The following is a 20,381-nucleotide window of genomic DNA, read 5'->3' as shown; positions in this document are numbered from 1 at the left end:
TCTATTAGTTCATCCGTTCGGCTCAGCTCTTCCGGTGACCTATCAGCCGGGGCTTCGCCTCCAGTCCGTCCAGGCCGTGCCATGCCAGGTTCACCAGATGCGCCGCGACCTCCGCCTTCTTCGGACGGCGTACGTCCAGCCACCACTGGCCGGTCAGGGCGACCATGCCGACGAGGGCCTGGGCGTAGAGGGGGGCCAGCTTGGGGTCGAAGCCGCGGCTCTTGAACTCGCGGCCCAGGATGTCCTCCACCTGGGTGGCGATGTCCGAGATGAGAGACGCGAAGGAACCCGTCGACTGGGGGATGGGGGAGTCGCGGACCAGGATGCGGAAGCCGTCCGTGTACTCCTCGATGTAGTCCAGGAGGGCGAACGCGGCCTGTTCGCACAGCTCGCGCGGATGGCCGGCCGTGAGGGAGCCGGTCACCATGTCCAGCAGACGCCGCATCTCACGGTCCACGACGACCGCGTACAGGCCCTCCTTGCCGCCGAAGTGCTCGTACACCACCGGCTTGGAGACCCCCGCCTTCGCCGCGATCTCCTCCACGGACGTGCCCTCGAAGCCCTTCGCCGCGAACAGTGTGCGACCGATCTCAAGGAGCTGCTGGCGCCTCTCCGCCCCCGTCATACGGGTGCGACGCGCGCGCCGGGGCTTCTCATTGCCGGGGGTACTGCTGGGATCGGTCGCCACGCCGTCAATCATGCCGCGTCGGCGGTCGCCCTCCCCCTTCGGGCGCCGTCGTCACCCGTCTTCCGGCGTGAATCGATACGCGAGCGTGACGGCCAGCGCACGTCGTACGCCCACCCCAGCTGCTCGAACCAGCGGATGAGACGTGCGGAGGAGTCCAGCTGGCCGCGCTCCACACCGTGCCGCGCGGAGGTCGGGTCGGCGTGGTGCAGGTTGTGCCAGGACTCACCGCAGGACAGCACCGCCAGCCACCACACGTTGCCCGAGCGGTCCCGCGACTTGAACGGGCGCTTGCCGACCGCGTGACAGATCGAGTTGATCGACCACGTGACGTGGTGCAACAGCGCCACCCGGACGAGCGAACCCCAGAAGAAGCCGGTGAACGCCCCCCACCAGGACATCGTCACCAGACCGCCGATCAGGGCCGGCAGCGCCAGCGACAGCATCGTCCACAGGACGAACTGCCGGGAGATCGCCCGCAGCGTCCGGTCGGCGATCAGGTCCGGCGCGTACTTGTCCTGCGAGGTCTGCTCCTCGTCGAACATCCAGCCGATGTGTGCCCACCACAGGCCCTTCATCAGCGCCGGGACCGTCTCCCCGTAGCGCCAGGGAGAGTGCGGGTCGCCCTCCGCGTCGGAGAACCTGTGGTGCTTGCGGTGGTCCGCGACCCAGCGGACCAGCGGGCCCTCCACCGCCATCGACCCCGCGACCGCCAGAGCGATCTTCAGGGGCCGCTTGGCCTTGAAGGAACCGTGCGTGAAGTGACGGTGGAAACCGATGGTGATGCCGTGACAGCCCAGGTAGTAGAAGAACACCAGCAGACCGATGTCCAGCCAGCTCACCCCCCAGCCCCACGCCAGCGGCACGGCGGCGAGGAGCGCGAGGAAGGGGACGGCGATGAACAGCAGAAGGGTGATCTGTTCGATCGAACGCTTCTGCTCGCCGCCCAGCGTGGCCGAGGGCATGGGCTCGTCGCCGGGCGCCTTCGGGGCGTCTTCGATCACGTCGGGGCGTGTGGTCATGGGCGTCCCCTGTGGGGTCGAGGTTGGAGAGGGGTGCGGGGTTACGGCAACCGTGCACGGCTTCCTACGGTTCCGTAACCTACGGCGTCGTAAGTATGGCAGCGCGCCGCCCGGCGGCAAGAGCCCGACAGTCTGCGCGTCCGCATGGACACCTATCCTTGGAGTCGGTCGGACAGCGCGGTCCGCTCTCATTCCTTCCCGGATGCCCGGCCCGTATGCGGCAGCCGCCGCGCGAGACGTACTTCCGGGTTCCCCCCCGGACGAGCTTCAACACTGCAAGGAGCCGCACCTGTGAGCAGTGCCGACGACCAGACCATGACGACCAGCAGCGAGCTTCGCGCGGACATCCGCCGACTGGGTGACCTCCTCGGCGAGACCCTCGTTCGGCAGGAGGGTCCCGAGCTCCTGGAGCTGGTCGAGAAGGTCCGCCGCCTCACCCGCGAGGACGGCGAGGCCGCCGCCGAGCTGCTGCGCGGCACCGAACTGGACACCGCGGCCAAGCTGGTCCGCGCCTTCTCCACCTACTTCCACCTGGCCAACGTCACCGAGCAGGTGCACCGCGGCCGCGAACTGCGCGCCCGCCGCGCCGCCGAGGGCGGTCTGCTCGCCCGTACGGCCGACCGGCTGAAGGACGCCGACCCGGAGCACCTGCGCGAGACGGTCAAGCACCTCAACGTCCGTCCCGTGTTCACGGCGCACCCGACCGAGGCCGCACGCCGGTCGGTACTGAACAAGCTCCGGCGCATCGCCGCGCTCCTGGAGACCCCGGTCATCGAGTCCGACCGCCGCCGCTACGACACCCGTCTGGCCGAGAACATCGACCTGGTGTGGCAGACCGACGAGCTGCGCGTCGTCCGCCCGGAGCCCGCCGACGAGGCCCGCAACGCCATCTACTACCTGGACGAGCTGCACGCGGGCGCCGTCGGCGACGTCCTGGAGGACCTCACGGCGGAACTGGAACGCGTCGGCGTCAAGCTTCCCGACGACACCCGCCCCCTCACCTTCGGCACCTGGATCGGCGGCGACCGCGACGGCAACCCCAACGTGACCCCCCAGGTCACCTGGGACGTGCTGATCCTCCAGCACGAGCACGGCATCAACGACGCCCTGGAGATGATCGACGAGCTGCGCGGCTTCCTGTCGAACTCCATCCGCTACGCCGGCGCCACCGAGGAGCTCCTGGAGTCCCTCCAGGCCGACCTCGAACGCCTGCCTGAGATCAGCCCCCGCTACAAGCGCCTCAACGCCGAGGAGCCCTACCGGCTCAAGGCCACCTGCATCCGGCAGAAGCTGGAGAACACCAAGCAGCGCCTGGCCAAGGGGACGCCGCACGAGGCCGGCCACGACTACCTGGGCACCGCGGAGCTGCTGCACGACCTGACGCTGATCCAGACCTCGCTCAGGGAACACCGCGGCGGCCTGTTCGCCGACGGCCGCATGGACCGCACCATCAGGACGCTGGCCGCCTTCGGCCTTCAGCTCGCCACCATGGACGTCCGCGAGCACGCCGACGCCCACCACCACGCCCTCGGCCAGCTCTTCGACCGGCTCGGCGAGGAGTCCTGGCGGTACGCGGACATGCCCCGCGAATACCGTACGAAGCTGCTGGCCAAGGAGCTGCGCTCGCGCCGTCCGCTGGGCCCGACCCCGGCGCCCGTGGACGCGGCCGGCGCCAAGACCCTCGGCGTCTTCCAGACCGTCAAGCGGGCCCTGGAGGTCTTCGGACCCGAGGTCATCGAGTCCTACATCATCTCCATGTGCCAGGGCGCCGACGACGTCTTCGCCGCCGCCGTCCTGGCCCGCGAGGCAGGCCTGATCGACCTGCACGGCGGCTGGGCGAAGATCGGCATCGTGCCGCTGCTGGAGACCACCGACGAGCTGAAGGCCGCCGACACCATCCTGGAGGAGATGCTCTCCGACCCCTCCTACCGGCGCCTCGTCGCCCTGCGCGGGGACGTCCAGGAGGTCATGCTCGGCTACTCCGACTCCTCCAAGTTCGGCGGCATCACCACCAGCCAGTGGGAGATCCACCGCGCCCAGCGCCGCCTGCGTGACGTCGCCCACCGCTACGGTGTCCGCCTGCGCCTCTTCCACGGCCGTGGCGGCACCGTCGGCCGTGGCGGCGGCCCCTCGCACGACGCGATCCTCGCCCAGCCCTGGGGCACCCTGGAGGGCGAGATCAAGGTGACCGAGCAGGGCGAGGTCATCTCCGACAAGTACCTGATCCCCTCCCTGGCCCGGGAGAACCTGGAGCTGACCGTCGCGGCCACCCTCCAGGCCTCCGCCCTGCACACCGCCCCCCGCCAGTCGGTGGAGGCCCTGGCCCGCTGGGACGCCGCGATGGACGTGGTGTCCGACGCCGCCGAGGGCGCCTACCGCAGGCTGGTCGAGGACCCGGACCTGCCCGCGTACTTCTTCGCGTCCACCCCGGTCGACCAGCTCGCCGACCTCCACCTGGGCTCCCGCCCCTCCCGCCGCCCCGACTCGGGCGCCGGCCTCGACGGCCTGCGCGCCATCCCGTGGGTGTTCGGCTGGACCCAGTCCCGGCAGATCGTCCCCGGCTGGTACGGCGTCGGCTCCGGCCTGAAGGCACTGCGCGAGGCCGGCCTCGACACCGTGCTCGACGAGATGCACGAGCAGTGGCACTTCTTCCGCAACTTCATCTCCAACGTCGAGATGACCCTCGCGAAGACCGACCTGCGCATCGCCCAGCACTACGTCGACACCCTCGTCCCGGACGAGCTGAAGCACGTCTTCGACACGATCAGGGCCGAGCACGAACTGACCGTGCGCGAGGTGCTGCGGGTCACCGGGGAGCAGGACCTGCTCGACGCGACACCGGTCCTGAGGCAGACCTTCACCATCCGCGACGCCTACCTCGACCCGATCTCCTACCTCCAGGTCGCCCTGCTCAAGCGACAGCGCGACGCCGCGGCGGCCGGCGAGCCGTCCGACCCGCTGCTGGCCCGGGCCCTGCTGCTGACGGTCAACGGCGTGGCGGCGGGCCTGCGCAACACCGGCTGACGGTCCTCGTGCACACGGCGGTGCCCCCGAGCCTCGTGGAGGTTCGGGGGCACCGTCATGTACGCGATCAGGCCTTACGGCGACGGAACATCAGGTAACCGCCGGCCGCGACCAGCGCGGCCGCCAGGCCGCCCAGCAGGCCGACCGGGGCACCGTTGCCGGTCTCGGCGAGGTCGCCGCCGGCGCCCTGCGCGGAGGGGGAGGCCTCGGAGCCGCCGGAGGAGGACCCGGCCTCCGGCGCGGCCTGTGACGCGGACGTCGAGGGAGAGGCCGACGCCGACGCACCCGGAGTGGCGGTCGTCCCGCCACCCGGCTCGCCCTCGCCCTCGTCCTCGCAGTCCGTCCAGAACACCTTCTGCTTGGCGGCGCCCTTCTCGCCCTCGAAGTTCCAGAACAGCTTGTAGTGCCCGTCGGGCAGCGACAGATCGTCCGTACGGCCGTGACCGTCGCCGTCCAGGGTGATCGCGCCCGACTTCACCGTCTCGCCCTTGACGTCGGCGGTCGGGGCCCAGGCCTCGATGTGCCAGTCGACCTGCTGGACGGCGTCAAAACCGAAGGCGTCGAGATAGAAGGTGCAGACGTGCGGCTCGTTCTTGCGGAGCTCCTCGCCGGTGGCGGCGTCATGGATCTTCACCGTCCCGTTGTCACCGGGGGCGGTGGCGTGGGCGGCGGGGGCCGCGAGCAGCGCGGCCGAGGCGACGGCGCACACGGCGCCGGCGCGGGTGAGGGTACGCATGTGGCAGTAGTCCATCTTCGTGTTGCGAGCGGGAAGATGTGGAGGGGGCGGCTCAGCATCAGGCCTCGCCCGCCACCAGGTCAATCACGAACAGGCAACACACCGATCCTGCACAGAGTCGGAAGCCGTCCCAACGGGTCAGACCGCCACGAATGCCGCCGTCAGCAGCACAGTCCCCGCCCCCGCCATCACCCACGCGATCCGTGTCCGCCGCAGCCCGCCCGCGACCACCACCGAGGCGAGCAGCAGCGCCCCGCCCAGCGGAACCCACGCGTACAGCACCCCGGCCGGCCCCGAGCGGACCACCTCGTCACCGCCCGGCTTCACCACCACGGTGTACGTCTGCCCCTTGCGCACCGCGACCGTCTTCTCGATCACCACCGTCGTACGGGCCGTCGACCCGGCCGACCGGGGCGTGTACGGCCCGCTGCACGTGTCCGAACCGCAACTGGTCACCCGGATCGTGCCGCTCTCCCGGCCCTTCGTCAGCATCACGTGCTGCGCCGTCCCCCAGGACGCCCACACCCCCGCGATCAGGATCAGCACCGCGACCGTACCCATCGCCGCGAACCGCCCGAACCGCAGCGCGGCCTGGGCACCTTGAGTGGAAACGACGGCAGAGGGCATGGCCGCGATCCTTGGCCATGAGGTCACACCACGTCAATGTTCGTCTCTGCGGGAACTTAAACGGCGCCCCACAACTTCCATAAAATGAACGGACGGTGAGAACCGGCGGCACTCCAACACCGTGAACGGGGGAGAACGTGAGGGCACTGCTTTTCGTCCACGGAACAGGCGTCCGCCGGACCGCCTGCGACGAGACCATGACGCTGCTGCGGGACACCATGGGCGGCCTCGCCCGAGAAGTCCCCGTGCACGAGTGCTACTGGGGCGACGCCTTCGGCGTCCCCGACGGCGTGGGCACGGCCGCGCTGCCCGGCACCGCCCCCGCCGAACCCGAGCCGGAAACCGGTGCGGACACGGTCACGACGAGCGAACTCGACCCCGACGACAACACCGCCCTCCAATGGGGCCTGCTCTACGAGGACCCGCTGTCCGTGCTGCGCCGGCGCCCCGACCCCGCCGCGGCCTTCACCGGCATCGTCGCCGACCGCTCCGGACCCCAGGTCACCGCCCGCGCCCGAAACCTCGCCACCACCCTGCCCGACGAACTCGACCAGCTCCTGGCGGAGCCCCGGGTCAGGCAGGAGTTCACCGCCTCCCTCACCTCCGTCCTCGAAAGCACCGAAGGCCACGACGCCCTCACCCACGGCCTGGGCCCCGGCGAACTTCCCGGCGCCCTCGCCACCGCGATCGTCGCCCACCTCCTCGGCGGCACCCAGCGCCGCGGCACCCCGGTGCTGTGGAGCACCGCGCAACGCGACGAGGCCGTCCGCCTCCTCACCCACGCGCTCGGCGGCACCGCCCGCGGCAAGATGGACCGCGCCGTACTGCGTGCCTCCTTGTGGACCGCCCGCCGGTTCGGCGTGATGCGCAGGCTCGACAAGAACCGCGCCGACCTCATGACGGGCGCCCACCCGAAACTGGGCGACACCCTCAAGTACCTCGCCCGGGGACGGCAGCTGCGCACCCTCCTCAAGGACCGCATCACACAGCTCAACCAGGCCCACGGCCCCGTCGTCCTGCTCGCCCACAGCCTCGGCGGCATCGTCGCCGTGGACCTGCTGATCGAGGAGGAACTCCCCGGCGTGCACCACCTGGTCACCGTCGGCACCCAGGCCGCGCACCTCCACGAGCTCGGCGCCCTGCCCAGCCTCGAACCCGGAACGCCGCTGCCCGAACACTTCCCCGGCTGGACCAACGTCTACGACAAACGCGACCTGCTCGGCTTCACCGCCGAACCCGTCTTCCCCGACCGCGTCGACGACGTGGAACTCAACAGCGGAGAACCCTTCCCCGTCGCCCACAACGCCTACTTCACCAACCCCGACTTCCAAAACCTCCTCGCACGCATCCTTCTGGGCGGCGCATGAGCACAGAGCTTTCGGGCGTCACCCCGGAGCGGACCCGGGCGATCCTCGTCGGCGTCGAACGCTACGACCAAGGCCCGTTCCACGACCTCCCCGGACCCGCCCGGGACGCCCTCGCCCACGCGCAGTGGCTCCGCGACAACGGCGTACCCCCCGACAACATCCGGCTGTGCGTCTCCCCCCTGGACCACAACCGCGAACACACCCGGACGACCGCCCGACACCTCGGCCTCACCCTGCACGACGCCACCCACGACGTGGTGAAGCGGATCCTCGTCGACGAACTGCCCGACTGGGAGGGCGACCTGCTCTGGTTCGCCTGGAGCGGGCACGGCGCGATCACCTCCGGCACCCCGCGGCAACTCCTCATCCACGCCGGCGGCGAACCCTACAAGGAGGTCGCCCTGTGCACGGACAACCTCCAGAACGCCCTGCTCCACAGCCCGCCGTACCAGCGCATCCCCCACAAGGTCCTCTGCCTCGACGCCTGCCGCAACCACGTGGAGACACTCGAGGCGTTCGCACAGACCCAGCTCCCCACCCGACCGCCCGCCACGACCGACACCCGCCTGCTCGTCCTCCACGCCACCCAGGACGGAGACCTCGCCCAAGGTGACGAACAGGGCGGCGTGTTCACCCGTGCCCTGCTCACCGAACTGCGGACCACCGACACCCCCTGGCCGCCGGACCCCAGACGACTGCTCGAAACCGTCCGTGAACGCATGGCGGACGACGGTGAGCGACAGATCCCCTGGATCGACGCCCGCACCTGGGACGGCGACCTCCTCCACCACGCCGGCTACCGGTCCCGCACCCGCCCCGCCTGGCTCCTCCCCTCGGACGCGATCCTGCGCAGACTCGGCGACCGAGGCACCTACCTCAAGGACGAGGTACTGCCCTACATCGCCCCCGAGGACCCCCAACACCCCGCCCGCCCCGAAAACCTGCTGGCCCGCCTCGACGATCCCCGAAGAGGCCGTCTCGGCACACCCGGCTGCGGAGTGCTGCTCACCGGAATCGCCGGCGCCGGCAAGACCCGTACCTGCATCGAAGTCGCCGCCCTCGCCGACCGCAGCGGATGGCAGGTGCTCCACGTCGACCGCGCCGTCGGACTGACCGCGCGCACACTCGCCGCCGAGATCCAGGAAGAGCTCAAGGACCGCGGCGACCAGCGCCTGCTCCTCCTTCTCGACTACCTCGACCAGTACGACAGCCTCGACCTGCGGGAACTCGCCGATCTCCTGCACGCCGAACGCAGCGAAGGCGCCCGCATCGCCTGCCTCGCCTCGGTCCGCCCCGGTGCCGTCGGCGAAGTACGCAAGCACGGCTCCCTCACCCTCTTCGAAGAGGTCGAACTCGCCCAGAGCGAAACCCACCAGCGCACCATCGCCGCCAGCATCTTCGAGACGGTCGCCCCCAACTCCCTTGCCGCCTGGGGACCCGACAAAATGGCCACCATCTGCGGCACCCGCCCCATCCTCGCCCTGCTGTTCGCCCTCGCCCTCGAAGGCAGCGTCGACCAGGCACCCAACGGAACACACCCCGCCGCACCAGCCCCCGGCCAACTCGTCGACTGGCTCGTACGCCGCACCCGCAGGGACATCGAATCAGCGGCCGGCGGCGCCTCGGACTCCACCGTCCTGCACGCCAGTGCCCTCGCCGTGCTCGCCTGCCCCCAACAACGCGCAACCGTCGAAGAAGTCGTCGACCACTACCTCTCCACCCGCCCCCCGCACGACCACAGCGGCGAAAGCATCGTCGACAACCTCGAAGCACTCGGCTGGCTCGTACCCACCGCCGAGGGACCGGGCACGGTCGACACGATCCACGACATCGTCACCGACAAACTTCTCGACCAAAGCTGCCTGCCCACGCCCTACGACCCACTCAACACCTCCGTCCTGCGCTCCTTCCTCGAAGCACTCCTCGGCAGCCCCCACACCTTCCGCCGAGCCGTCAACCACCTCACCCGCTGGTCCCACGAGCACAACGACCGCGTACAGAAGAAGCTCACCTCCACCATCGGCGCATGGCTCGCCACCCGGGCCGCGGACGTCCTCGCCCTGCTCCTGCCGACCCCCGCCGAAGGGATGCGCACCCTCGTCTCGATGATCTCCGCCCCACCCTGGCAACAAGGAGTCATCGACACCTGGGACTCCCTCGCCGCCCCCTGGATCGCCCACACCACCAAGCCCGCCCTCGTACGCGCCTTCCTCGCGGACGCCATCCGCAACAGTCACCACCCGGTCCCGGGCGTCCTCATCGACCACGCCCTGACCTGGCTGGACCAACACGTCACCACCGACCTGGACGCACTCCAGCTCATCGACACCGTGCGCCGCACCGACGACCTCCCCACCCACCACGCCGACCACCTCGAATCCCTCACCCTCCGCTGGCTCGACGCACACGGCACCGCCCCCGAAGCCCGCTACGCCCTGCAGACCCTGCTGCCTCCCGGCGCCCACACCCCCGCCGTCACCCGCGAAGCCACCCCCGTCGCGATCACCCTCGCCCACCGGCTCCGCACCGACCTCGAAACCGAACGGCTCATCTCCACCCTGCTCCGCACCACGGACACCACCGCCACGGACCCGGAGCAGTGGAGCACCCTCTTCACCGCCGCCCGCGACTGGCTGACCAAATACGGCACCCGCGAGCGCGCCACCTTCATGCTCGCCGCCGCCCTCCGCCGACCCGAAGCCCCGGTCCGTTCCTCCCTCGTCGAGCACATCGCCCGCTACGCCCTCGCCTGGCTCGGATACCACCGCCGAAAGGAAGCCGCCGGCTTCGTCCTCAAGGGCGTCCTGACCCGCAACGGCTTCTCCACCAAAATGGACAACCAGGCCGTGAAGGACGCCCTCGCCTGGCTCGCCCGCCATGGCACCACCCAACAGGCAAGCTTCGTCCTGGGGCCCCTGTTCCTGCTGCTGCGCAAACTCGGACCGGGCGCCGACCAGGCCGACATCGACTCCGTCGTACACCACGCACTCACCTGGCTCGACCGCAACCCCACCGACCACGACGGCGACTTCGTCCTGCGCAACATGCTGCGCTGGAGAGGCCTCAGCACCACCCAGCACGACGAACAGACCATCCTGCGCAAGGCCACCGCCCACGCCATCGACTGGCTGGAAACCTACGGCACCACAGCCGACAACAGCGTCCTGCTCACCGCCCTCCTCGACCGGGAGGACAAGCTGACCGACGACCAGAAGGACCGTGCCACCACCGTCGCCCTGCACCGCCTGGACGCCGACCCCGAGCACCAGCGGGACGACCACAGGCACATCATCCGCGAACTCATCCGCGCCAACACCCTCCCCACCCGCGTCTCACGAGCCGCACTGCACCACGCCACCACCTGGCTGACCGCGAACGGCACGAATCTCGACGCCTCCCTCGTCCTCGCCCCCTACCTCTACCGCGCGCGCTTCACCGACGACTCCGACCCCGCCATGACATTCGGCGCCGACCTCGCCCTGCGGTGGCTGCGCACCCACGGCCGCACCCCGAACGCCTTCTTCGTCCTGCGCAACCTGTTCTTCTACTGGACCGTGCCCGTCGAAGGCATCGACGGCGCCACCATCAAAGCCGGAACCGTCGACTTCGTTCTCGACTGGCTCAAGGACCCCGAGGCACACGACCGGGACCCCGAGAACCCCGAGAGCACCGACAGCGACGTCCCCACCGACCGCGGCACCGACAGCGGCGGCGCCCCCATCCAGGCGCAGACCCTCATCCGACTGCTGCTGCTCTTCGGCCAGCACACCAACTCCGAACAGGCCGAACGCATCATCACCGCCGCCCTCGAGTGGTTTCGCGAGCGCGGACTGACCGGCACGGCCGACGACAACCCCCTCCGCCACCTCCACCGGCTGCCACCCCTGACCCCGCAGACGGAGAAAAACCTCGGCCGCTACGCACTCAGCACACTCCCGGACCGGCCCGACCCAGAGGACACCCTGATCCTCAACCCCCTGCTGAGCCGCCTGCGAAGCGCCGCGGAGCCCGACCCGCGGGTCCTGTACCGCACACTGCGGTGGCTACGCACCCACGGCCTGAGCCCCAACGCCACATACATCCTGTGCCACCTCCTCGAACTGGAGCACCTGCCCGAGAAGACGAAAGGCCCCGCCCTCACCCACGCCATCGACTGGCTGAGACGGCACGCCGCCCTCCAGGACGCCGCGTACGTCTTCGGCCCTCTGCTGCACCGCATGACCGTCGACGACATGCCCGACGACGGCACGGTCCGTCAGGCCCTCGACTGGCTGGCACCCCACGGACTCAGCGAACCGGCCTGGCGCGTCCTGTCCCGACTCGCCCTCTACCCGCAAGCCGCAGCCCACGCCGACACCGTCCAGACCCTCGCCACCGCATGGATCACGGCACACCCCGACGCGCCCGACAAACACGAACGCCTGACCCAACGAGTCCAGTGCCAGCCATGAACCCGGGAGGCGCGTCGTACGGCTAGGAGTTGTACGTCCCCTGCGCCCGCTCCAACCCCTCGATCACCAGACACTCCACCGCGTCCGCCGCCCGGTCCACGAAGAAGTCCAGCTCCTTGCGCTCCGCCGACGAGAAGTCCTTCAGCACGAAATCCGCGACCTGCATCCGCCCCGGCGGCCGCCCGATCCCGAACCGCACCCGGTGATAGTCCGCACCCATCGCCTTCGTCATCGACTTCAACCCGTTGTGCCCGTTGTCCCCGCCGCCCAACTTCAGCCGCAGCACCCCGTAGTCGATGTCCAGCTCGTCATGAACCGCCACGACGTTCACAGGCGGCACCTTGTAGAAGTCCCGCAGCGCGTTCACCGGCCCACCCGACAGGTTCATGAACGACATCGGCTTCGCCAGGATCACCCGCCGGTTCGCCGGCCCCGGCGGACCGATCCGCCCCTCGACGACCTGCGCCTGCGCCTTGCTCGCCCGCTTGAACCTCCCCCCGATCCGCTCGGCCAGCAGATCGGCCACCATGAACCCCACGTTGTGCCGGTTCATCGCGTACTCCGGCCCGGGATTGCCCAGCCCCACAATCAGCCACGGGGCGTTGGCGTCGGTCGTCACGTGCGTGTCTCCTTGGATATGCCTTTGGATACGCGCCAGCCGCTGCCCCCATTTCAGAACCTGAAGGGAACAGCGGCTGACGAGAAAACGACGACGGCGAGGATCAGGCCTCGGCGGCCGCTTCGCCCTCACCCTCGGCACCCTCGGGCGCCTCCTCCGCCTGCGCGGCCAGCACCTGAAGGACGACAGCGTCCTCGTCGACGGCCAGCGTCACGCCGGACGGCAGGGTGATGTCCTTGGCGAGGACCGAGGCACCGGCCTCCAGACCCTCCACCGACACCGTGACGGCCTCGGGGATGTGCGTGGCCTCGGCCTCGACCGGCAGCGCGTTCAGCACGTGCTCCAGCAGGTTGCCACCCGCGGCCAGCTCGCCCTCGGCCTGCACCGGGATCTCGACGGTGACCTTCTCGCCACGCTTCACGAGCTGCAGGTCGACGTGCTCCAGGAAGCCCTTGATCGCGTCACGCTGGACGGCCTTCGGGATCGCCAGCTCGTTGGTCTTGCCGTCGATGTCCAGGGAGATCAGGACGTTCGACGTACGCAGCGCCAGCAGCAGCTCGTGACCCGGCAGGGTCAGGTGCAGCGGGTCCGAACCGTGCCCGTACAGAACACCGGGAACCTTGCTGTCACGGCGGATACGACGGGCGGCACCCTTACCGAACTCGGTGCGCGTCTCGGCGGAGATCTTGACCTCGGACATGATCACTCCTCGTAGTAACTGGAAGACGGACGTGGTCACCCGGCCACGAACGGCCTGCTACGAAGAGCGCGTCGATAACGGACAGCCGCATCCCCCGTATCAAACGGAGAACGGCCTCCCTCGCCGAGCAACTTCGACAGTCTACTCGGAGAGGGAGGCCGCACCCAAAAGGATCTTCCGGTGCCGAATCCTTACTGCTGGGACCCCTACCGCTGGGACCCCTACCGCTGGGACCCCTACCGCTCGGACCCCTACTGCTCGTCGAACAGGCTCGTCACCGAACCGTCCTCGAACACCTCACGCACCGCACTCGCGATCGTCGGCGCGATCGACAGCACCGTGATCTTGTCCAGCTCCAGCTCACCCGGCGTCGGAAGCGTGTTCGTGAACACGAACTCACTGACCTTCGAGTTCTTCAGCCGGTCCGCCGCCGGACCCGACAGCACACCGTGCGTCGCCGTCACGATGACATCCTCCGCGCCGTGCGCGAACAGCGCGTCCGCCGCGGCACAGATCGTCCCACCGGTGTCGATCATGTCGTCGACCAGGACACACACCCGGCCCTTGACCTCACCCACGACCTCGTGCACCGTCACCTGGTTCGCCACGTCCTTGTCACGCCGCTTGTGCACGATGGCCAGCGGCGCGCCGAGCCGGTCGCACCAACGGTCGGCCACCCGCACCCGGCCGGCGTCCGGCGAGACGACGGTGAGCTTGTTGCGGTCCACCTTCTGCGCCACGTAGTCCGCGAGCAGCGGCAGCGCGAACAGGTGGTCGACGGGACCGTCGAAGAAGCCCTGGATCTGGTCCGTGTGCAGATCCACGGTCAGGAGACGGTCGGCGCCCGCCGTCTTCATCAGGTCCGCGATCAGACGCGCCGAGATCGGTTCACGACCACGGTGCTTCTTGTCCTGCCGCGCGTAACCGTAGAACGGCACGATGACGGTGATGGAGCGAGCCGACGCACGCTTCAGCGCGTCGATCATGATCAACTGCTCCATGATCCACTGGTTGATCGGAGCCGTGTGGCTCTGGATCACGAAGCAGTCCGCGCCGCGCGCCGACTCCTGGTAGCGGACGTAGATCTCGCCGTTCGCGAAGTCGAAGGCCTTCGTCGGGACAACCCCGACACCCAGCTGCTGGGCGACCTCCTCGGCAAGCTCGGGGTGGGCGCGGCCGGAGAAGAACATCATCTTCTTCTCGCCGGTCGTCTTGATCCCGGTCACAGCACTGTCTCCTCAGAGGTGTCTCAGCTGGGTGTCGAGAGGCCTGCTCAGCTGACTAAGAACGGCCGTCTCAGCTGGTGGGGTGCGGGTGTGCACTTATCACGGTACGCCGTCCCAGACGTACCCGTTTCCGGTCAGCCTTCGCCGTCCGGCTGTCGGGAAGCTCCCTCGGCCGCCTTCGCCGACGCGCTGCCCGGACGCTTACGAGCCACCCAACCCTCGATATTCCGCTGCTGACCACGGGCCACGGCCAGCGAACCGGGCGGCACATCCTTCGTGATCACGGAGCCGGCAGCGGTGTAGGCACCGTCCCCGACCGTGACAGGAGCCACAAACATGTTGTCCGAACCGGTCTTGCAGTGCGAGCCGACCGTCGTGTGGTGCTTGTCCTGGCCGTCGTAGTTCACGAAGACACTCGCGGCACCGATGTTCGTGTACTCGCCGATCGTCGCGTCACCGACATAGGACAGGTGCGGCACCTTCGTCCCCTCGCCGATCGACGCGTTCTTCGTCTCCACGTACGTACCGATCTTGGACTTAAGCCCAAGACGCGTACCGGGACGGAGATAGGCGTACGGCCCCACGGTCGCCTGCGGGCCGACGGTCGCCCCGTCGGAGACCGTGTTGTCCACCCGGGCGCCCGCACCCACCGTCGTGTCCTTCAGCCGGCTGTTCGGACCGACCTCCGAACCCTCGGCGAGATGCGTCGAACCCTGCAGCTGCGTCCCCGGATGCACGATCACGTCCTGGCCGAACGTCACGGTCACGTCCACCCAGGTCGTCGCCGGGTCCACCACCGTGACCCCGCCGAGCATCGCGGCGGTCAGCAACCGGTCGTTGAGAATGCGACGCGCCTCGGCGAGCTGCACACGGTTGTTGATACCCGCGATCTCCCGGTGATCCCCGGCCACCGAGGCACCGACACGGTGACCCGCCTCACGCAGAATCCCGAGGACGTCCGTCAGGTACTCCTCGCCCTGGCTGTTGTCCGTACGCACCTTGCCCAGCGCGTCGGAGAGGAGCTGACCGTCGAACGCGAAGACACCCGAGTTGATCTCACGGATCGCGCGCTGCGACTCGGTGGCGTCCTTGTGCTCCACGATCGCCGTCACGGCACCCGAGGCACCGTCGCGCACGATACGGCCGTAGCCCGTGGCGTCCGGCACCTCCGCGGTCAGCACGGTCACGGCGTTGCCGTCCTTGGCGTGCGTCGCGGCGAGCCGCTTGAGGGTCTCCCCGGTGAGCAGGGGAGTGTCCCCGCACACGACCACGACAGTGCCGTCCACCGTCCCGCCCAGCTCTTCCAACGCCATGCGGACGGCGTGCCCGGTGCCGTTCTGCCGCTCCTGGACGGCCGTACGGACCTGGGGGTCGATCTCGGCGAGATGCGCGGTGACCTTCTCGCGGGCGTGACCGACCACGACGACGAGGTTCTTGGGGTCCAACTCACTGGCTGCGGCCAGCACGTGGCCCACGAGGCTGCGGCCGCAGATGTCGTGCAGGACCTTGGGTGTGGACGACTTCATACGGGTGCCCTCACCCGCTGCGAGTACGACGACGGCGGCCGGGCGGATGGCGCTCACGGGGTTGCCCTTCGGCTGTGGAGGGGTGGGGACATCCGCAGGATACCGGGGCGTTTCGTGGGGGACATGAGAGTGGGCCCTGACTGTGCGGTCAGGGCCCGAACCGAGCATGGCTCCCCCGCCAGGACTCGAACCCGGACAGATGGCACCAAAAGCCACAGTGCTGCCAATTACACCACGGGGGAACAATATCGACTAAACCGGACATTCGGTCAGGTCGTCGAGTTGGCACCCAACACTATGCCGTACCAGGCGCCTTCCGTGCGACGGTACAACTCGGCGGATCTGGCGTCGGCTGAGCCCCGCCCGCCGCAGCGCCACCGCCCGCTCCCGAAGCCCCTCGAAGTCCGCGTACTTGCATGTGAATGTGCCATAGGCGTGCCCTCCGGGCGGAATGTGTGGCTCCGGGGTCGAACGGTCGATGGTTCAGTAGTTCGAGGGATACCGGGGGGTTTCGCTGTTATTCGATTACGGAGTGTGGTGTGGGCCGGTCGCGGAAACTCGCCGGAAAAGCCCGGCCCGCCGCCCGTAGGCTGGAGCCATGACCACGACGGGGGAAGAGCACGCCGAGGCCCGCACGGGGCCGTGGTGGTGGGTGAGGTGGCGTAGTGCCCTGCTGGACGGGGCGCTGGCGGCGGTGTCCGCGGTGGAGTGTGCGTTCGAAGGGGTGCGGTTCGGGCGGGACGCGGGGATTCCGTTGGCCGCGGGGGTGGTTTTCGGGGTTCTGGCCGGCTCCGTGCTGCTGATTCGGCGGAAGTGGCCGATCGCTGTCGTGCTGGTGTCGATCGCGATCACTCCGGCCCAGATGGGCTACCTGATGGGCATCGTGGGGCTGTACACGCTGGCCGCGTCGGAGCTGCCCCGGCGGATCATCGCGTCGCTGGCGGGAATGTCCCTGGTGGGGATGTTGATCGTGATGTTGGTGCGGGTGCGGCAGGACATGGCGCGGGGGGATTTCGCGCTGGGTGACTGGTTCATTCCGTTCGCTTCGATCACTACGTCGCTGGGTCTGACGGCGCCGCCTGTTCTGCTGGGCCTGTACGTGGGGGCGCGGCGGCGGTTGATGGAGAGTCTTCGGGAGCGGGCGGACAGTCTCGAGCGGGAGCTTCAGCTGTTGGCCGAGCGGGCCGAGGAGCGGGCGGAGTGGGCGCGTAACGAGGAGCGGACGCGGATCGCGCGGGAGATGCATGACGTCGTCGCGCATCGGGTGAGTCTGATGGTGGTGCATGCGGCGGCGCTTCAGGCGGTGGCGCGGAAGGATCCCGAGAAGGCGGTGCGGAATGCCGCTTTGGTGGGGGACATGGGGCGGCAGGCGTTGACCGAGCTGCGGGAGATGCTCGGGGTGCTGCGCAGTGGGGATGGTGCGGCGGAGCGGCGGGAGCGGTCGTCGGTGCCGTTGGTGGCGGTGGGGGTGGCTGCTGCGGCGGCGGCTTCGCGGGCGGCTGATGAGGGTGAGGGGCCGTGTCTGTCGGAGTTGGCGGAGTTGGTGGGGCAGTCGGCGGCTGCGGGGATGGTCGTGGATCTGTCGGTGGAGGGGGAGACGCGGTCGTATGCCGCAGAGATCGAGCAGACGGCGTATCGCGTGGTGCAGGAGGCGTTGACGAACGTCCACAAGCATGCGGCGGGTGCGAAGACGTATGTGCGGTTGGCGCATCGGCTGTCGGAGATCGCGATGCAGGTGGAGAACGAGCCGCCGCCGGAGGTGTCGTCGGCGTCGTCGGCTCGGTTGCCTTCGGGGGGCAATGGGCTGGTGGGGATGAAGGAGCGGGTGGCGGGGCTCGGGGGTGTGTTCGTGTCGGGGCCGACGGATGCGGGGGGTTTTCGGGTGTCGGCGGTGATTCCGGCGTCGTAGGCGCGGTCGCGGGGCTGTTCGGCCGGCGGTCGCGGGGTTGTGCGGTGGGCGGTGGGGCGCTGTTCAGCCGGCGGTGAGTCGTACGGGTTCGATGCCGGAGACGAGGGCGGTGAGGGCCTGGTCGATGTCGGGGCCGAGGTACCAGTCGCCGGTGTGGTCGAGGGTGTAGACGCGGCCTTCGGTGTCGATGGTGAGGACGGCCTGGGTGTCGGTCTCGGTGCCGAGGGGGCAGACCTCGGTGTCGAGGGCGCGGCCGAGGTCGCCGAGGGTGCGGGCCAGGTGGAGGCCGTGCAGGGGGTCGAGGTGGAGGGTGGCGGGGGCCACCTGGCGGCCGGGGCCGGGGGGCGTGATGTGCAGTCCGCCGAATTCGGCCCAGGCCTCGACGGCGGCGGGGAACACGGTGTGGCGGTGTCCGGCGGGTGAGGTGTGTTCGCGCAGGGTGTCGGCCCAGATCTCGGCTTGTCTGATGTCCCAGCGTCCGGGTTGCCAGCCGGCGGCGCGCAGGGCGGCGTCGACGGGTGCGGGGAAGCGTGTGCTCGTGGTGCGGTCGGGGTGCATCTGCCCTGCGTTCGTCGGGTTCATGGGTTGGTGCGGGGTGGGGGGTCAGTCGGCGGTTGCCGTGGGGTCGACGATGCGTACGCCGAAGTGGGCGCTGAGGGCGGTGCAGGCGCGGCAGGGGGTGGCGAAGCTGCCGTGGAGGGGGTCGCCGTCCTCGCGGATGCGGCGGGCGGTGAGTTTGGCCTGTTTGAGGATTTTGCGGGCTTCGCCGTTGGTCATCGGTTTGCGGGCGGCGCGTTTGCTGCGGGTGGCGTCGGCGGCGGCGATGTGGCGGGAGATGAGGAGTGCTTCGGCGCAGCGGCCGGTGAAGCGGTCGCGTTGGGCGCTGCTGAGGGTGTCGAGGAAGTCCTGGACGAGGGGGTGCAGGGCGGGGGGCTGGTCGCCGCGGGCGGCGGTGCCGGTGAGGGTGGCGCCGTGGACGGAGAGGGCGGCGGCGATGGTGGGGAGTATGCCGTCGCGGCGGTGGCGGAGGGTGGGGGCGTGGGGTGTTTCGGTGGCACTCCAGCCGACCCGGGGGTCTCCGGATGTGGCTGTGCGGGGCCCGGTGTGCGGTCCCGTTTGCGTCGCGTTCATGATCGTCATCCCCTCCCGAGCATCCCCCCGGCGGACCCAGGGTGCCAAATCGCGTGGCGGGTGCGGAAGCTGGGGCGGTGCGACACGCCCGGTTCGGGCGGGCTGTCACGGCGGGGTGACGGCTGGTCACGGAAGTGGAGGCCCGGTGACCGGTGTCGTCGTACCGCATAGGCTGTCGGCACCGTGCTGCGCGCGGTCAACGCGCGTGGGAGACCGTAGGAGACAGTCCGATACGGGCCGTGGTGTGCCGGGGAGTGGATGCGGAACCGGGCGCCGGGGGTCGTACAGAGTGCCGCAGGGGGCAACCGCCATGACGACAGGTCGGCTCGGGCAAGCCGCGCCGCCGAACGCGGCCTACGCCGGGCAGGTCGTGCACTTTCCGGATCCGGTTCGGGCTGCCCGTCACCCGAGAGGGGTGCGGGTCGACGAGCACGGTTATCCGGACTTCTCGCCGTATGCGCGTGCGGTTGCGGAGATCGCGGAGCCGCCGGAGGGTTTCGGGGTCGACGAGTTGCGGTTGACGGACTACGTGTCGGCGAACGCGGCGTTGGCGGCGTCGGGGCATGAGTTGTGGGACACGGTGGCGGAGGTGGCCACTCCGCATGGCTGGACGTGGCATCACGTGGTGGGTTCGCGGCGGCTGGAGTTGGTTCCGGTCGAGGTGAAGGCGTTGCTGCGGCATCACGGTGGGATCGCGACGTCGGCGGTGGATCACGGGAAGCGGGGGACGCGGCCGTTGCAGGAGACGCGGCCCGCGCACTTCGGGCTGCCGAAGTCGGGTGTGGCGGTGTCGGAGGAGCAGGTGCAGGGGGTCGAGGAGGACCTGGGGTACCGGCTGCCGGGTGCGTATCGGTCGTTCTTGAAGGCGGCGGGTGGTTGTGCGCCCGTGGGGGCCGCGCTGGATGCCGAGTTGGGGCTGCTGATCGACCAGCCGTTCTTCACGGTGCGGGACGAGGCGGCGGTCAATGACCTGGTGTATGTGAACAAGTGCCTGCGTGACCATCTGACCAAGGATTTCCTGGGGATCGGTTTCGTGCAGGGCGGGTTGCTGGCCGTGAAGGTGAAGGGCGACCGGATCGGTTCGGTGTGGTTCTGCGCGTATGACGACGTGCGGGACGTGGATCCGGCGTGGGCGCCGGTGGAGCGGGTGGAGCGGTTGTTGCTGCCGTGCGGTGAGGACTTCGACGTCTTTCTGTCGCGGCTGGCGGGTAATCCGCCGGAGTTGGAGACGGTGGCGAACCTGATGGTGGACGGCGGGTTCGCGCGTGTGGTGCCGGTGGCGTCCGCTGCGGCTGCGGGTCCCTCTGCGTCTGCCGCCCAGTCAGGGTCTGCGGCTTCGGTGGGGGAGTGACTTCGGC

At 69.5% G+C, this 20,381-nt stretch carries 15 protein-coding genes and 1 tRNA gene; 5 read left to right on the top strand and 11 right to left on the bottom strand.

Going from position 1 to position 20,381, the window contains the following annotated elements; all coding sequences use genetic code 11:
- Positions 1-22 precede the first annotated feature (22 nt).
- Both ACFY16_RS22910 and ACFY16_RS22905 read right to left on the bottom strand, forming a co-directional pair.
- Positions 23-700 carry a TetR family transcriptional regulator gene (locus ACFY16_RS22910; RefSeq protein WP_390649008.1) on the bottom strand — a complete coding sequence of 226 codons (678 nt, stop codon included), beginning with the start codon at positions 698-700 and terminating at the stop codon, positions 23-25.
- Positions 697-1,707 (bottom strand): acyl-CoA desaturase, encoded by a 1,011-nt coding sequence (locus tag ACFY16_RS22905; protein ID WP_390649007.1) that lies wholly within the window; start codon positions 1,705-1,707, stop codon positions 697-699. The genes ACFY16_RS22910 and ACFY16_RS22905 overlap by 4 nt, the downstream gene beginning before the upstream one ends.
- A gap of 291 nt (positions 1,708-1,998) precedes the next feature.
- On the opposite strand from ACFY16_RS22905, the gene ppc reads away from it, so the two are divergent.
- Positions 1,999-4,731 (top strand): phosphoenolpyruvate carboxylase, encoded by a 2,733-nt coding sequence (gene ppc / locus ACFY16_RS22900; protein ID WP_390649006.1) that lies wholly within the window; start codon positions 1,999-2,001, stop codon positions 4,729-4,731.
- 67 nt (positions 4,732-4,798) lie between these two features.
- Here the strand turns inward: ppc and ACFY16_RS22895 are convergent, their stop codons facing one another.
- Positions 4,799-5,467 (bottom strand): LPXTG cell wall anchor domain-containing protein, encoded by a 669-nt coding sequence (locus tag ACFY16_RS22895; RefSeq protein ID WP_390649005.1) that lies wholly within the window; start codon positions 5,465-5,467, stop codon positions 4,799-4,801.
- A gap of 138 nt (positions 5,468-5,605) precedes the next feature.
- A complete protein-coding gene (locus ACFY16_RS22890; RefSeq protein ID WP_390649004.1) occupies positions 5,606-6,094 on the bottom strand; it encodes a hypothetical protein in 489 nt (162 codons plus the stop codon).
- 137 nt (positions 6,095-6,231) lie between these two features.
- On the opposite strand from ACFY16_RS22890, the gene ACFY16_RS22885 reads away from it, so the two are divergent.
- Complete coding sequence (locus ACFY16_RS22885) at positions 6,232-7,461, top strand: hypothetical protein (RefSeq protein ID WP_390649003.1); 1,230 nt, start codon at positions 6,232-6,234, stop codon at positions 7,459-7,461.
- Positions 7,458-11,912 carry a caspase family protein gene (locus ACFY16_RS22880; RefSeq protein WP_390649002.1) on the top strand — a complete coding sequence of 1,485 codons (4,455 nt, stop codon included), beginning with the start codon at positions 7,458-7,460 and terminating at the stop codon, positions 11,910-11,912. The genes ACFY16_RS22885 and ACFY16_RS22880 overlap by 4 nt, the downstream gene beginning before the upstream one ends.
- Before the next feature lie 22 nt (positions 11,913-11,934).
- Here the strand turns inward: ACFY16_RS22880 and pth are convergent, their stop codons facing one another.
- The 5 genes from pth to ACFY16_RS22855 form a co-directional block, all read right to left on the bottom strand.
- Positions 11,935-12,531 (bottom strand): aminoacyl-tRNA hydrolase, encoded by a 597-nt coding sequence (gene pth, locus ACFY16_RS22875; RefSeq protein WP_390649001.1) that lies wholly within the window; start codon positions 12,529-12,531, stop codon positions 11,935-11,937.
- 103 nt (positions 12,532-12,634) lie between these two features.
- Positions 12,635-13,231, bottom strand: coding sequence for a 50S ribosomal protein L25/general stress protein Ctc (locus tag ACFY16_RS22870; protein WP_390649000.1), 597 nt, complete (start codon positions 13,229-13,231; stop codon positions 12,635-12,637).
- A gap of 251 nt (positions 13,232-13,482) precedes the next feature.
- Positions 13,483-14,457: a ribose-phosphate diphosphokinase gene (locus ACFY16_RS22865; RefSeq protein WP_390648999.1), complete on the bottom strand. Its 975-nt coding sequence runs from the start codon at positions 14,455-14,457 to the stop codon at positions 13,483-13,485.
- A gap of 134 nt (positions 14,458-14,591) precedes the next feature.
- Positions 14,592-16,040, bottom strand: coding sequence for a bifunctional UDP-N-acetylglucosamine diphosphorylase/glucosamine-1-phosphate N-acetyltransferase GlmU (glmU, locus tag ACFY16_RS22860; RefSeq protein WP_390648998.1), 1,449 nt, complete (start codon positions 16,038-16,040; stop codon positions 14,592-14,594).
- Positions 16,041-16,150: 110 nt separating this feature from the next.
- Positions 16,151-16,225 (bottom strand) — tRNA-Gln (locus ACFY16_RS22855).
- Between the two features lie 356 nt (positions 16,226-16,581).
- Between ACFY16_RS22855 and ACFY16_RS22850 the strand changes: the two genes are divergently transcribed.
- A complete protein-coding gene (locus ACFY16_RS22850) occupies positions 16,582-17,892 on the top strand; it encodes a sensor histidine kinase (RefSeq protein WP_390648997.1) in 1,311 nt (436 codons plus the stop codon).
- Positions 17,893-17,955: 63 nt separating this feature from the next.
- On the opposite strand, the gene ACFY16_RS22845 is transcribed toward ACFY16_RS22850, so the two are convergent.
- Complete coding sequence (locus tag ACFY16_RS22845) at positions 17,956-18,450, bottom strand: SUKH-3 domain-containing protein (protein WP_390649245.1); 495 nt, start codon at positions 18,448-18,450, stop codon at positions 17,956-17,958.
- A gap of 45 nt (positions 18,451-18,495) precedes the next feature.
- The gene (locus tag ACFY16_RS22840; protein ID WP_390648996.1) at positions 18,496-19,032 is read right to left on the bottom strand and encodes a YwqJ-related putative deaminase; all 537 of its coding nucleotides are present in this window, start codon (positions 19,030-19,032) and stop codon (positions 18,496-18,498) included.
- 301 nt (positions 19,033-19,333) lie between these two features.
- Here ACFY16_RS22840 and ACFY16_RS22835 point away from each other — a divergent pair, with 301 nt between their 5' ends.
- Positions 19,334-20,374, top strand: coding sequence for an SMI1/KNR4 family protein (locus ACFY16_RS22835; protein WP_390648995.1), 1,041 nt, complete (start codon positions 19,334-19,336; stop codon positions 20,372-20,374).
- Positions 20,375-20,381: the final 7 nt, after the last annotated feature.

The organism is Streptomyces sp. NPDC001315 (genome assembly GCF_042896175.1).
GTDB lineage: Bacteria > Actinomycetota > Actinomycetes > Streptomycetales > Streptomycetaceae > Streptomyces.
The sequence above is the reverse complement of the archived record's forward strand: the minus strand, read 5'-3'. Positions and strand labels throughout refer to the sequence as shown.

Bases quoted from the DNA above. Each gene is read 5' to 3' on its own strand.
- ACFY16_RS22910 (WP_390649008.1), bottom strand. From the start codon at position 700: ATGATTGACGGCGTGGCGACCGATCCCAGCAGTACCCCCGGCAATGAG.
- ACFY16_RS22905 (WP_390649007.1), bottom strand. From the start codon at position 1,707: ATGACCACACGCCCCGACGTGATCGAAGACGCCCCGAAGGCGCCCGGC.
- ACFY16_RS22895 (WP_390649005.1), bottom strand. From the start codon at position 5,467: ATGCGTACCCTCACCCGCGCCGGCGCCGTGTGCGCCGTCGCCTCGGCC.
- ACFY16_RS22890 (WP_390649004.1), bottom strand. From the start codon at position 6,094: ATGCCCTCTGCCGTCGTTTCCACTCAAGGTGCCCAGGCCGCGCTGCGG.
- ACFY16_RS22880 (WP_390649002.1), top strand. From the start codon at position 7,458: ATGAGCACAGAGCTTTCGGGCGTCACCCCGGAGCGGACCCGGGCGATC.
- ACFY16_RS22870 (WP_390649000.1), bottom strand. From the start codon at position 13,231: ATGTCCGAGGTCAAGATCTCCGCCGAGACGCGCACCGAGTTCGGTAAG.
- ACFY16_RS22850 (WP_390648997.1), top strand. From the start codon at position 16,582: ATGACCACGACGGGGGAAGAGCACGCCGAGGCCCGCACGGGGCCGTGG.
- ACFY16_RS22845 (WP_390649245.1), bottom strand. From the start codon at position 18,450: ATGCACCCCGACCGCACCACGAGCACACGCTTCCCCGCACCCGTCGAC.
- ACFY16_RS22840 (WP_390648996.1), bottom strand. From the start codon at position 19,032: ATGACGATCATGAACGCGACGCAAACGGGACCGCACACCGGGCCCCGC.
- ACFY16_RS22835 (WP_390648995.1), top strand. From the start codon at position 19,334: ATGACGACAGGTCGGCTCGGGCAAGCCGCGCCGCCGAACGCGGCCTAC.